Origin of the sequence: Sphingomonas sp. UBA978 (assembly GCF_002292295.1) — a bacterium.
Classification (GTDB): domain Bacteria; phylum Pseudomonadota; class Alphaproteobacteria; order Sphingomonadales; family Sphingomonadaceae; genus Sphingomonas.
In genome coordinates, this window is the sequence record NZ_DBBS01000014.1 from 107,022 (window position 1) to 119,063 (window position 12,042).

Consider the following 12,042-nt stretch of genomic DNA (forward strand, 5'->3'; position numbering starts at 1 on the left):
CTTACTGCTCGCGCGTGCCGTCGATGCGGCGGGCGATGCCCCAGGCGTTGGCGTCGTCCAGCCCCGCGGGCAGCAGCGCCGGCGCGAGGTTCTGGAAGCAGACCGGGCGCAGGAAGCGCGCGATCGCCAGCGTGCCGACCGAAGTCGTGCGCCCGTCGCTGGTCGCCGGGAACGGCCCGCCATGGACCATCGCCGGCGCGACTTCGACACCGGTCGGCCAGCCGTTGGCGAGGATGCGGCCGACGCGGCGCGCGACGACCGGGACCAGCGCTGCGGCATCGGCCTCGTCGGCCGGGTCCATCTGCAGGGTCGCGGTCAACTGGCCCTCGAGTCCCGCGATCACCGCCGCGATCTCGCGCATGTCGCGGCAGCGGACGACCACGGAGGACGATCCGAACACCTCGTGGCCGAGCGCGGTATCGGCGAGGAACGCCTGCGCGTCCGTCTCGAACACCGCGCCCACCGCCTGGTTGACGCCCTCGCCGACCTTGCCGCGTGCCACGGTGCGTACCGCATCATGGCCGGCGAGCGCGTCGACGCCCTTCTCGAAGCTGGCATGGATGCCCGGCGACAGCATCGTCGCCGGCGCGGCCTCGGTCATCGCCGTGGCGGCGGCGGCGACGAACGCGTCGAGGTCGGGGCCATCGATCGCCAACACCAGCCCGGGGTTGGTGCAGAACTGGCCCGCGCCCATCGTCAGCGACGCGACGAATTCCTTGCCCAGCGCCTCGCCACGCGCGGCGAGCGCGGCGGGGAAGAGGATGACCGGGTTGATGCTCGACATCTCGGCATAGACCGGGATCGGTTCGGGCCGTTCGGACGCGATGCGGACGAGCGCGAGGCCGCCGGCGCGCGAGCCGGTGAAGCCGACCGCCTGGATGCGCGGATCGGCGACCAGCGCGCCGCCCAGCGCATTGGTCTCGCCGGGCAGATAGGAGAAGACGCCCGCGGGCAGGCCGGCGTCCGCCACCGCCTGCCGGATCGCGCGTGCGACCAGCTCGCCGGTGCCGGGATGCGCCGGATGGCCCTTCACCACCACCGGGCAGCCGGCGGCGAGCGCCGAGGCGGTGTCGCCGCCTGCCACCGAGAAGGCGAGCGGGAAGTTGGACGCGCCGAACACCGCGACCGGGCCGATCGCAAGGTTGATGCGGCGCAGGTCGGGCCGGGGCAGCGGCGCGCGCTCGGGCAGCGCCGGATCGATCGTCGCGTCGAGGAAATCGCCCTGCCGTACGACACCGGCGAACAGCCGAAGCTGGCCAACGGTTCGGCCGCGTTCGCCCTCCAGCCGGGCGCGGGGCAGGCCGCTCTCGCTCATCGCGCGCACGATCAGGTCGTCGCCGATCGCGAGGATGTTGGCGGCGATTCCCTCGAGGAAGGCGGCGCGTGCCTCAAGGTCGGTCGCGGCATAGGCGGGGAAGGCCGCCTCGGCGAGCGCGCACGCCTCGGCGACCGCATCGGTGCCGGCCGATGAGAAATCGGGGGAGAGCGTTTCGCCGGTCGCGGGATTGACCGCGGTGAACCGGTCGGTGGCCTGGCGTGCTTCGCCGCCGATCAGCAGGGCGCCGTCGATCATGGAAATACCTCTCGCGGAATGTCTGTTGGTAAATGTCGGACGAATATTAGGCGCTGGCGCTGCTTACGACAATGGTAGCGTTATCCGGGGCCGCGGCGCGCCCGCCGCCTGCGTATCGCGTGCGGCTATCCGATCGGACCGATGGTAGCGTTGCGGCGCGCGCGAAAACCGGCATGGAGGGCGGATGCGCTATCTCCCCCTCGTCGCCCTGATCCTCGCCAGTCCCGCCCTTGCCCAGATCCAGACCACCGGCCCCGACATCGTCGTCACCGGTCGCGGCCTGTCCGCCTCGCCGGGCGAGCGCGCCTTCGACGTCGTCACCATCGATCGCGACCGGCTGCAGGCGAACGCGAGCCAGCGGCTCGAGAGCGTGCTTGCCGACGTCGCCGGCCTCCAGCAATTCCGCCGTTCGGACAGCCGCAGCGCCAATCCGACCAGCCAGGGCATCACCTTGCGTGGCATCGGCGGCAATGCGTCGAGCCGCGCGCTGCTGATCCTCGACGGCGTGCCGCAGGCCGATCCGTTCGGCGGCTGGGTCGCGTTTCCGGCCTATGCCACCGGCCGGCTGGGGCAGGTGCGGGTGACGCGCGGCGGCGGCAGCGGCTATTTCGGGCCGGGTGCGCTGGCCGGCACGATCCAGCTAGACAGCGCCACGCCCGACCAGCTCGCGCCGCTGGAGGCGAGCGCCTTTTACGGCAGCCGCGATTCGGTCGAGGCGCAGGGATCGGCGGCGCTGGTCCGCGAGGGCGGCTTCGCGACGCTGTCGGCGGCCTATGCGCGCGGCGACGGCTTCGTGCCGACGGTGGCGGCCAGCCGCGGCCCGGTCGACCGGCCGGCGCCCTATGAACAGGCATCGGGCGCCCTGCGCACGGTGGTGACGATCGCGCCGGCGACAGAGATACAGGCCAATGTCAGCGCCTTCACCGACCGCCGCGAGCGCGGCACCGCCTTCACCGCCAACCGGTCGCAGGGGGCGGACGCCAGCCTGCGGCTAGTCGGGCGCGGTCGCTGGGGCTGGTCGGCGCTCGCCTATCTCCAGACGCGCGCCTTCGCGTCGGGCTTCGCCAGCGTCAACGCGGCGCGCACCACGGTCGGCCAGTCGCTGAACCAGTATAACACCCCGGCCACCGGCCTCGGCGCGCGGCTGGAGGTGCAGCCCCCGGTTGGCAGCGCGGTCGACCTGCGGCTCGGTGCGGATATCCGTGATGTCTCGGGCAAGACGCAGGAGCTGTTCACCTTCGTCAACGCCAGCCCGACCCGGCGGCGCGAGGCGGGCGGGTCGACCCGCACCAACGGCCTGTTCGCCGATGGCAGCGTCGCGCTGGGCAGGCTGACGCTGACCGGCGCGGCGCGGGTCGACTGGTGGCGCATCGACGGCGGCTATCTCAGCGAACGGCCGATCGCGGGCGGCGCGGCGCTGACCGACAGCCGCTTCGGGGATCGCGACGGCAGCGCCTTCACCGGGCGGGTCGGCGCGGCATGGCAGCCGCTGGACGCGGTGACGCTGCGCGCGGCGGGCTATCGCGGCTGGCGGCTGCCGACGCTCAACGAACTCTATCGCCCGTTCCGCGTCGGCAACGACGTCACCGCGGCGAATGCGGCGCTGGCACCGGAGCGGCTGACCGGGATCGAGGGCGGGGTGACGCTGACTCCGTTTGCGGGCGCCAGCCTGGCGGCGACGCTGTTCCACAACCGGCTGGACGATGCGATCGCGAACGTGACGCTGTCGTCGACGCCGACCAGCGCGTCGCGCGTGCGCCGCAATCTCGATGCGATCCGCTCGACCGGGGTGGAGGTCGATGCCGCCTACCGGTTCGGCGCGTTCAGCGCGCTGGCCTCGTGGAGCCATGTCGATGCGCGGGTGAAGGCGTCGGGCGCGGCGGCGACGCTCGACCGCCTGCGCCCGGCGCAGACGCCGCGCGACGCGGTGTCGGGCACGCTCGGCTGGCGGCAGGACGCGGCGGCCCTGTCGGCGACGCTGCGTCATGTCGCGCGCCAGTTCGACGACGACCAGAACAGCCGCAGCCTCGCCCCCGCGACGACGCTGGACGGCTTCGCCGCGCTGCCCGTGACCCGCGTCCTGACGATCGAGGCGCGCGCCGAGAACGTCCTCGACGCCCGGGTCGAGGCGGGGATCAGCGGCGCCAGCATCGTCGAACGCGCCGCGCCGCGGACCCTGTGGATCGGCGTGCGCGCGAAGATCGGCTGATCGGGGTCGTTCCATCACCCCAGGCCGCACCGTCGGGGCGACGATCGATCGCAGGAGACGATGTGGTTCGCGCGGAGGCGCGGAGGACGCGGAGGCGTATCGCGCGCGGCAGCGTGGTCCTGTCCTCTCCACGGCTGGATGGGGAAGGGCTGCCGATCCGGCTGGCGCAACACCTCCGCGTCCTCCGCGCCTCTGCGCGAACACCTGCCCGCCAGAATGCTTGCCATCCTTCGCCGGGTGAGGAACACACGCCGCCGTGGTCTTCCGTTCCTGTCTGCCTCTTGCGCTGATGACGCTTGCCGCCTGTGCGGCGCCGCCGCGGCAGGGGGGTATCGTGTCGACCAATCCGTGTGCCGATGCGATCCTCGCGACGATCGCGCCCGGCCGGCTGGCGGCGATCAGCCATTATTCGCACGATCCCGGCGCGACCTCGCTGCCGCTCGCCGTCGCCCGGCGCTATCCGGCGGTGGCGGGAACGGCGGAGGAGGTGATCGCGCGCCACCCCGATCTGGTCGTCACCGACATCTTCGCCCCCGCCGCGACGCGCGAGGCCTATGCCCGCGCCGGCCTGACCGTGCTGACGCTGGACGCCCCCGCGACGATCTCGGCGAGCGAGGCGCAGGTGATCGCCATCGCGAAGGCCGCCGGCGTCCCCGCCCGCGGCGCGGCGCTGGTCCGCGCGATCGAGACCGCGGTGCCGCCCGCGCACGGGGCAAGGCCGCCGGTGCTGCTGTTCATCGCCGGCGACCTTGCGAACGGCGGCGGCACCTTGCTCGACGATCTGCTGGCCCGCGCCGGGCTGCGCAACGCCGCCACCGATTACGGGCTCGCCTTCACCGGCACGCTGCCGATCGAGACGATCGCGGCGCATCCACCGCGCGCGATCCTCAGCGACGGCGACGGCCGCACCGCCGACCTGCGCCGCCGCATCCTCGCACGCAGCGGTGCGGCGACGGTCGAGGTCGCCTTTCCGCACGCACTGATGAATTGCGGCGGGCCGGCGATCGTCCCGGCGCTGCGCCGGCTGACCGCGATCCGCACGGCGCTGACGTCGTGAGCCGTCCGTTTCGCCTTGTCCTCCTCGCCGCGCTGGTCGTGATCGGGTTCGCGCTGTCGCTCGCGGCGGGCAAGCAATGGCTGCCATGGGGCGATCCGGCCGCCACCGCGATCTTCGTCGAGCTGCGCCTGCCGCGCGCGGTGCTCGGCCTGCTGCTCGGCGCATTCCTCGGGCTTAACGGGGCGGTGCTGCAGGGCTTCCTGCGCAATCCGCTCGCCGATCCGGCGGTGGTCGGCGTCTCGTCCTGCGCCGCCTTCGGCGCGGTCGCCGCGATCCTCTATGCCGGTGCGACCAGCCTCGGCCTGTTCGGCGCGGCGATGGCGGGGGCGCTGGCGGCGATGGCGTTGCTGGTCGCGCTGACGTGGCGTGGCGCGGATGCGGTGACGTTCGTGCTCGCCGGCACCGTGCTGTCGAGCCTCGCCGGCGCGCTCACCGCCTTCCTGATCGCGATCGCACCCAATCCCTATGCGGTGGCAGGCGTGATCGACTGGCTGATGGGCGCGCTGACCGACCGCGGCCTCGCCGACCTCGCCCGCGCCGCGCCGTTCCTCGTTCTGGGCGGCGTGCTGCTCGCCTTCGCCGGGCCGGGGCTCGATGCGCTGACGCTGGGCGAGGACGTTGCGCGCTCGCTCGGGATGCGCATCGGGCGGGTGCAGGCGCTGGTCGTGCTCGGAACCGGGCTCGGCGTCGGCGCGGGCGTCGCGGCGACGGGGGTGATCGGCTTCTTCGGGCTGGTCGTGCCGCATATGCTGCGCCCGCTCTTCGGTCATCGTCCGTCCGCGCTGCTGCTCCCGAGTGCGCTCGGCGGTGCGGCGCTGGTGCTGCTGGCCGACAGCCTGTGCCGCCTCGCGCCGGGCGCGAGCGAGGTGCGGCTGGGCGTGGCGATGGCGTTGCTCGGCGCGCCCTTCTTCCTTGCCCTGCTGCTCCGCCACCGGAACCGCGCATGGATCTGATCGCGCACGACCTGGCGGTCGCGCTTGGCGGGCGGCGGGTTCTGGAGGGGGTGGCGACGACGTTGCGGCCGGGGCGCGTCACCGCGATCCTCGGGCCGAACGGTGCCGGCAAGAGCAGCCTGCTCCGCGCGCTCGCCGGCCTGATCGCCCCGGCTGCTGGTCAGGTGACGATCGGTGGCGGGGACGTGCGCGCTTTGTCCGATCGCGACCGCGCGCGGCGGATCGGCTATTTGCCGCAGGCGGCGGCGGTGCATTGGAACATTACCGCGCAGGAGGTCGTCGCGCTCGGTCGTGTGCCGTATCGTACGCCCTTCGCCGCCCCGTCGGCGCAGGATCGTGCGGCCATCGCCGCCGCGCTCGCTGCGACCGACACCGGCGCGCTGGCCGGGCGGCGTATTTCCGAGCTGTCCGGCGGCGAACGCGCCCGGGTGCTGCTGGCGCGCGTGCTGGCGGGCGAACCCGAATGGCTGCTTGCCGACGAACCGCTCGCCAGTCTCGACCCCGCGCATCAGATCGACATCCTCGACCGGCTGCGCGACGTCGCGCGGCAGGGCAGGGGCGTATTGCTTGTCCTCCACGATCTGGCGCAGGCCGCGCGCGCTGCCGACGACGTGCTGCTGTTGAAACAGGGAAAGCTGGTCGCGGCGGGGCCGACCGCTGCGGTGCTCACCCCCGATCACATCGCCGATGTGTTCGACGTCCATGTCGCCCTGCTGCCGGGCAGCGCGATGATGATACCGGTCGGCCGTATCGCGCGCTGAGCCGTCCGCTCGGGCATCGACGCGGGGCGGCGGCGGCCTTATGCGCGGGCGGGTGACCGCTCCCCATCGCCTCCGTATCGACACCGCCGCCCTGACCGACAATTGGCGCGCGCTGGATCGCCTCAGCGGCACCGCGGCCTGTGGTGCGGCGATCAAGGCCGACGGTTACGGCCTTGGCGCGACCGAGGTCGCCCGTCACCTGGCCGCTGCCGGCTGCCGCGATTTCTTCGTCGCCACCTGGGCCGAGGCCGAACGCCTCGCCCCCCTCCACCTGCCGCTGTCCGTGCTGCACGGTGTGCGCGAGGAGGACATGCCGTTGGCCCTTGCCGGCATCGCCCGCCCGGTGCTCAATACGGATGCGCAGATTGCGCGCTGGCGGGCGGCAGGCGGCGGCGCGTGCGACGTGATGGTCGACACCGGCATGAACCGGCTCGGCGTATCGCCCGAGGGGGTGCGCGGCGGGCTGCTCGAGGGCCTCGCGATCGAGACGCTGATGAGTCACCTCGCCTGCGCCGACGAGGACAGCGCGATGAACGCCGCCCAACGGATGGCGTTCTCGGCGTTGCGGGGCGCGACGGGCGCGCGCCGGATGAGCCTCGCCAATTCCGCCGGCATCGCGCTGGGGACGGACTATGCCTTCGACCTGACCCGCCCCGGCCTCGCGCTGTACGGCGGTGTTCCGCGCCGCGAGCTTGCCGGGATCATCCGTCAGGTGGTGACGCCCGAAGCGCAGGTGTTGCAACGACGCACGGTCCGTGCCGGCGAGACGGTCGGCTATAACGCGACCTGGACGGCGGAGCGCGACACTGCGGTGGCGATCCTCAACCTCGGCTATGCCGACGGCTATTTCCGTGGGTTTTCCGATCGGGGCAGCGCGGGCGGCGGCACATTGCCGGTGATCGGCCGCGTGTCGATGGATCTGGTGGCGCTGGACGTAAGCGCGGCGCCGGGAACGGCCGAGGGCGACTGGGTCGCGATCGACTTCGCACTGCCGGAGGCGGCGACGTGGAGCGGGATGTCGCAGTACGAGCTGCTGACGGCGCTGGGGCGGCGGTATGGGCGGGATTGGCGATAGTTCGACAAGAAAGGTCACTCCGGGGAGCGGCCCAAGGGGCACATCCCCGTCAGGCAGTGCTACCCCGGGGAGGTGGCTCGCAATAGCGAGCCACCGATAGTCAGGCGCCGTCCCTCACCGCTCCACACACATCGCGATGCCCATGCCGCCGCCGATGCATAGCGTCGCGAGGCCCTTCTTCGCGTCGCGCTTCTGCATTTCGTAGATCAGCGTCGTCAGGACGCGCGCACCGCTGGCGCCGATCGGGTGGCCGATGGCGATGGCGCCGCCGTTGACGTTGACCTTGTCCGCGTCCCAGCCAAGTTCCTTGCCGACCGACAGCGCCTGCGCGGCAAAGGCTTCGTTGGCTTCGATCAGGTCGAGGTCGCCGATCGTCCAGCCGGCCTTTTCCAGCGCCTTCCGCGAGGCGGGGACGGGGCCGATGCCCATGATCGACGGATCGACGCCGGCGCTCGCCCAGCTCTTGATCGTCGCCAGCACGGGAGTGCCGCGCCGGTCGGCCTCCTCGCGGCTCATCAGCACCAGCGCGGCGGCGCCGTCGTTGAGGCCGCTGGCGTTGGCGGCGGTGACGGTGCCGTCCTTCTTGAACGCCGGCCGCACGCCGCTGACGCTGTCCAGCGTCGCACCGGCGCGGATATGTTCGTCCTCGGCGACGATCGTGTCACCCTTGCGGCCCTTGATCGTGACCGGCGCGATCTCGTCCTTGAAGCGGCCGCCGCCACGCGCCGCCTCGGCCTTGTTCTGCGATCCGACCGAGAAGGCGTCCTGGTCGGCGCGCGTCACCTGATATTGTTCGGCGAGATTTTCCGCCGTGATCCCCATGTGATAGCCGTTGAACACGTCGGTGAGGCCGTCGCTGACCATCGTATCGACCAGGCTGACCGCGCCCATCTTGGTGCCGCCGCGCATCGACTGGGCATGCGGGCTGAGCGACATGCTTTCCTGCCCGCCGGCGACGACGATCGTCGCATCGCCGGTCTGGATCGCCTGAAACGCGAGCGCGACCGCGCGCAGGCCCGAGCCGCAGACCTGGTTGACGCCCCAGGCGGGCACCTCCTTGGGAATGCCGGCGGCCATCGACGCCTGACGCGCCGGGTTCTGGCCTTGCGCGGCGGTGAGCACCTGGCCGAGGATCACTTCGGACACGTCGGCGCCGTCGACGCCGGCCTGCGCCAGCGCCGCCTCGATCGCTACGCGACCGAGTTCGTGGGCGGGGGTGGTGGCGAAGGCGCCGAGGAAGCTCCCGACGGGGGTGCGCTTGGCGGCGGTGACGACGATCTCGGTCATGATGATCCTACTCCTTTGGCGCTGCTCTACCCTTCGGCAGGCTTGCGATCCAGTCTGCTAACGGCTCCCACAGCATCGCGCGGGCGCGGCCGCCGACGATCATGCCGACATGGCCGAGCGCGAGGTCGCGGCGATCGGCGAGGCCGGCGGCGGTGGCGGCGGGGACGATCCGGTCGGTGGCGGAGACGAATTCGACCGCCGGGCAGGCAAGCCGCTCCGGCGTGGCGGCGCTGCCGCGAATCGTCCAGCCGCCGGTGCCCGGCAAGTCGGCGGCGATGAAGCGTTCGAACAGGTCGCGCGCGGCAGCCAGCGGCAGCGGCTCGCCGGCGTTGGCCCAATCCTCCAGCCGGACGAAGGCACGCGCCTGTTCGCCATCGGGATCGAACCGTCCGAACGCCTCATACTTGCCGATCGTGCGCGCCGGATCGAGCCGCCAGAAGCCCGCCTGGAGCACCTCCATTGGCAGCACGCCCAGCGCCTCTGAGGTCGGCCGGGCGGTGGCCCACATGTCGAGCATCGTCGGCGCCGCACTGCCATAGCCGGCAAAGCGCCACGGCGCGGCGATCAGCGCGAGCCCCGCCACTGCGGTGGCGCAGGCGGCGGCGAGCGCCATCGTGCCACCGAGGCAATAGCCGACCAGCACCGGCGGTTCGTCGAGCTGCTCGATCAGCGGGATCAGCAGCGATTCGACATGGCCGGTCATGTCCAGGTCGCGATCCGCGGCGGTGGGCGCGCCCCAGTCGAGCAGCGCGACGCGGAACCCCCGGGCTGCCATCCAGCGGACCAGCGATGCCTCGCCGAGATCGAGGATCGCGGGCGGATTGATGAGCGAGGGAACGAACACGACCATCCGCCCGCGCCCGCCATGATAGCGCAGGCTGGCGCGGCCGGCGGTGGCGAGCGCCGGCATCGGTGTGGGCGGGGCAGGGCGGGACGCCCCTTGATAGGCGGCGAGACCGGCCAGTGCCGCCGCGGTCCGATCGGGATATGCTGCGGTTTCGCTGCGCAGCATGTCGAGGAACAGCGGCAATGGGCGCGGTCCGTGTTGCGACGCGGCAAATTGAGGCGTAACACCCGGATTAGTCACGAACGTCCGCCATCAGAAGGTGGGGTTGCGGGCAGGGGAGCGGTATGAAGAAACAGAACGCCGACGGGATCGTCATCATCAAGAAGTACGCCAACCGGCGACTCTACAATACCGAGACCTCGTCCTACATCACGCTCGACCATCTCGCCACGATGACCCGCGAAGGCCGCGACTTCAAGGTCGTCGATGCGAAGACCGACGACGACATCACCCATAACGTGCTCACCCAGATCATCATGGAAGAGGAAAGCCGCGGCCAGACGATGCTGCCGGTCAGCTTCCTGCGCCAGCTGATCGCGATGTACGGCGATTCGATGCAATCGATGGTACCGGGCTATCTGGAGGCGTCGATGGACAGCTTCCGCCGCAACCAGGAGCAGTTCAAGTCGGCGGTCGAGGGCGCGTTCGCGCATTCGCCCTTTGCCGAGATCGCCAAGCGCAACCTCCAGATGTTCGAGGCGGCGGCGCAGGCGTTCCAGCCGCCGGTCGGTGGCGTCGCAGCTCCGTCGCCCACGACCGCGGGGAGCAAGGACGACGAGATCGCCGCGCTGAAGGCGGAAATGGCGCGGTTGCAGGACAAGGTCGCGAAGCTCGGCTGAAGGCGCGCGCATGCCGGCGATGTTCTGGGGCGCCGGCGCGGCGGTGATCGTCGCGCTGTTCGCCGCGCTGCGGGATCGCCGGCGGCGGTTGCGCGAGGACCTCGACCGGGTCGGCTGGGTCGACTGGCGGACGGTGCAGATGGCGGCGCTGCTGGCGACGATCCTGTTGGTCAGCCTGGGGCTGCATATGCGCTAGCCGCGGGCGGGCGGCGCTGGTTCAGTAGAAGCGGGCGAGCGTCAGCGTGCGGGTCGTGCCGTCGCACAGGCCCAGCGCCGCCTTCGTGCCCGGTGTGCCGACCGCCCATTTCGCCAGCGGCGTCGTCGGATAATCGGGCGTCACCGCCTGTCCGTCGATGCGGCAGATCGTCTCGCCCGCCTGCCAGCCCGCCGCCGCGGCGGGGCCGCCGCGCATGACGTGCAGCACCTTCAGCCGGTCGCGCTCCAGCCCGACCAGCAGGCCGCTGGTCGAACGCAGCGGCGCGGCATCGGCGTCGGGGCCGGGCTTCAGCACCATTCGTCCGGCGCCGGGATCGAGCAGCACACGGTAGTTCTGCAACAGGCCCGAGCCGATCCGCCCGGCGACGCCGATCGTCTCGGAGAAGCCGCCGGCCGGCTCCACCCGCGCCTCGACGTTGCGGACGACCTGCTGCCCCAGCGTCACCGCCGGCAGGATCGCGAGCGTGCTGACCGTCTCGCCGGCGAGGCCGAACGAGATGGTTGTGGTGGTCGGCAGGGCGGCGACGCGCGCGGTCTTCGCGGCCGCCTGCGTCAGCGTGATCGCGGAGCCATCACCGGTGTCAACGATCATCGGCGCCACGCGCCGGCCGCCGATCGTCGCGCTGCTTTCGTAGACGCGGCGGCCGGGGGCGATGGCCAGTGGCGCGAGCGCGCCGACGAAGGGCAGCCGGCCCGACGGGATCAGGCGAAAGCGGCGGTTGGCATAATCGATGTCGAGCGCCTGCCCGCCGGTGACGTCGCGCCCGATCAGCATGTCGACCGCCCGCGCGCTGCCGGTGGCGAGCGCCGGCAGGTCGGCGACTGTGACGCCGCCGCCGGTGCGGGTGAGCCCGCCGATCGTCAGCCGCCGCGTCGCCTGCCACCCGATCGCGACCGCGCCGCCGGTATCGCCGCCGATCGCGGTCGCATGTCCGTTGGCGGTGACCCGCGCCGGATCGACCGCCGCCGATTTGCGCGCCAGCACGGAGTAGCTGACCCCGGTATCGAGGATCGCGGTCACCGGCCGCGCGTCGAGCGTCAGCGTGAAGCGGATCTGGTTGCCCGGCGTCAGGTCGAACGGCACCCAGCGCGCCTCCGCATCGGGTGCGAGTGTCGCGACGCCTTCGCGGCCGACGCCCTGCGCCTGGGCCGGTGACGCGACGGCGATGAGCGATGAAAGCAGCAAGAGGCGCATCGACGCGATCGTAGCGACGAAATGGGCGGG

At 72.1% G+C, this 12,042-nt stretch carries 11 protein-coding genes; 7 read left to right on the plus strand and 4 right to left on the minus strand.

Features of this window, described 5'->3' with window-relative positions; genetic code table 11:
• Position 1: 1 nt before the first annotated feature.
• A complete protein-coding gene (locus B2515_RS06920) occupies positions 2-1,573 on the minus strand; it encodes an aldehyde dehydrogenase (NADP(+)) (protein ID WP_293875159.1) in 1,572 nt (523 codons plus the stop codon).
• Between the two features lie 184 nt (positions 1,574-1,757).
• Between B2515_RS06920 and B2515_RS06925 the strand changes: the two genes are divergently transcribed.
• The 5 genes from B2515_RS06925 to alr all read left to right on the plus strand — a co-directional run bounded on the left by B2515_RS06925 (position 1,758) and on the right by alr (position 7,628).
• Positions 1,758-3,782 (plus strand): TonB-dependent receptor, encoded by a 2,025-nt coding sequence (locus B2515_RS06925; RefSeq protein WP_293875161.1) that lies wholly within the window; start codon positions 1,758-1,760, stop codon positions 3,780-3,782.
• Positions 3,783-4,116: 334 nt separating this feature from the next.
• Positions 4,117-4,839, plus strand: coding sequence for an ABC transporter substrate-binding protein (locus B2515_RS06930; protein ID WP_293875163.1), 723 nt, complete (start codon positions 4,117-4,119; stop codon positions 4,837-4,839).
• Entirely contained in the window at positions 4,836-5,792 is a 957-nt protein-coding gene (locus B2515_RS06935) for a FecCD family ABC transporter permease (RefSeq protein ID WP_293875165.1), read from the plus strand. Before B2515_RS06930 ends, B2515_RS06935 begins: the two co-directional genes overlap by 4 nt.
• Positions 5,783-6,553, plus strand: a complete 771-nt coding sequence (locus B2515_RS06940; protein ID WP_293875167.1) for an ABC transporter ATP-binding protein — start codon at positions 5,783-5,785, stop codon at positions 6,551-6,553. The genes B2515_RS06935 and B2515_RS06940 overlap by 10 nt, the downstream gene beginning before the upstream one ends.
• Positions 6,554-6,605: 52 nt before the next feature.
• Positions 6,606-7,628, plus strand: a complete 1,023-nt coding sequence (alr, locus tag B2515_RS06945) for an alanine racemase (protein ID WP_293875169.1) — start codon at positions 6,606-6,608, stop codon at positions 7,626-7,628.
• 114 nt (positions 7,629-7,742) lie between these two features.
• Here the strand turns inward: alr and B2515_RS06950 are convergent, their stop codons facing one another.
• A complete protein-coding gene (locus B2515_RS06950; protein WP_293875171.1) occupies positions 7,743-8,915 on the minus strand; it encodes an acetyl-CoA C-acetyltransferase in 1,173 nt (390 codons plus the stop codon).
• A 7-nt stretch (positions 8,916-8,922) separates the two neighbouring features.
• Positions 8,923-9,945 carry an alpha/beta fold hydrolase gene (locus tag B2515_RS06955; protein WP_293875173.1) on the minus strand — a complete coding sequence of 341 codons (1,023 nt, stop codon included), beginning with the start codon at positions 9,943-9,945 and terminating at the stop codon, positions 8,923-8,925.
• 101 nt (positions 9,946-10,046) lie between these two features.
• On the opposite strand from B2515_RS06955, the gene phaR reads away from it, so the two are divergent.
• Together phaR and B2515_RS06965 are read left to right on the plus strand one after the other, a co-directional pair.
• Positions 10,047-10,601, plus strand: a complete 555-nt coding sequence (gene phaR / locus B2515_RS06960; protein ID WP_293875175.1) for a polyhydroxyalkanoate synthesis repressor PhaR — start codon at positions 10,047-10,049, stop codon at positions 10,599-10,601.
• A gap of 10 nt (positions 10,602-10,611) precedes the next feature.
• On the plus strand, positions 10,612-10,797 hold the full coding sequence (locus B2515_RS06965) for a hypothetical protein (RefSeq protein ID WP_293875177.1): 186 nt from the start codon (positions 10,612-10,614) through the stop codon (positions 10,795-10,797).
• Between the two features lie 21 nt (positions 10,798-10,818).
• Here the strand turns inward: B2515_RS06965 and B2515_RS06970 are convergent, their stop codons facing one another.
• On the minus strand, positions 10,819-12,012 hold the full coding sequence (locus B2515_RS06970; RefSeq protein WP_293875179.1) for an aspartyl protease family protein: 1,194 nt from the start codon (positions 12,010-12,012) through the stop codon (positions 10,819-10,821).
• Positions 12,013-12,042 lie beyond the last annotated feature (30 nt).

What these genes read in the sequence shown, in the direction of transcription:
- B2515_RS06920 (WP_293875159.1), bottom strand. Translation starts at nt 1,573, where the DNA reads ATGATCGACGGCGCCCTGCTGATCGGCGGCGAAGCACGCCAGGCCACC.
- B2515_RS06925 (WP_293875161.1), top strand. Translation starts at nt 1,758, where the DNA reads ATGCGCTATCTCCCCCTCGTCGCCCTGATCCTCGCCAGTCCCGCCCTT.
- B2515_RS06940 (WP_293875167.1), top strand. Translation starts at nt 5,783, where the DNA reads ATGGATCTGATCGCGCACGACCTGGCGGTCGCGCTTGGCGGGCGGCGG.
- B2515_RS06950 (WP_293875171.1), bottom strand. Translation starts at nt 8,915, where the DNA reads ATGACCGAGATCGTCGTCACCGCCGCCAAGCGCACCCCCGTCGGGAGC.
- phaR (WP_293875175.1), top strand. Translation starts at nt 10,047, where the DNA reads ATGAAGAAACAGAACGCCGACGGGATCGTCATCATCAAGAAGTACGCC.
- B2515_RS06965 (WP_293875177.1), top strand. Translation starts at nt 10,612, where the DNA reads ATGCCGGCGATGTTCTGGGGCGCCGGCGCGGCGGTGATCGTCGCGCTG.
- B2515_RS06970 (WP_293875179.1), bottom strand. Translation starts at nt 12,012, where the DNA reads ATGCGCCTCTTGCTGCTTTCATCGCTCATCGCCGTCGCGTCACCGGCC.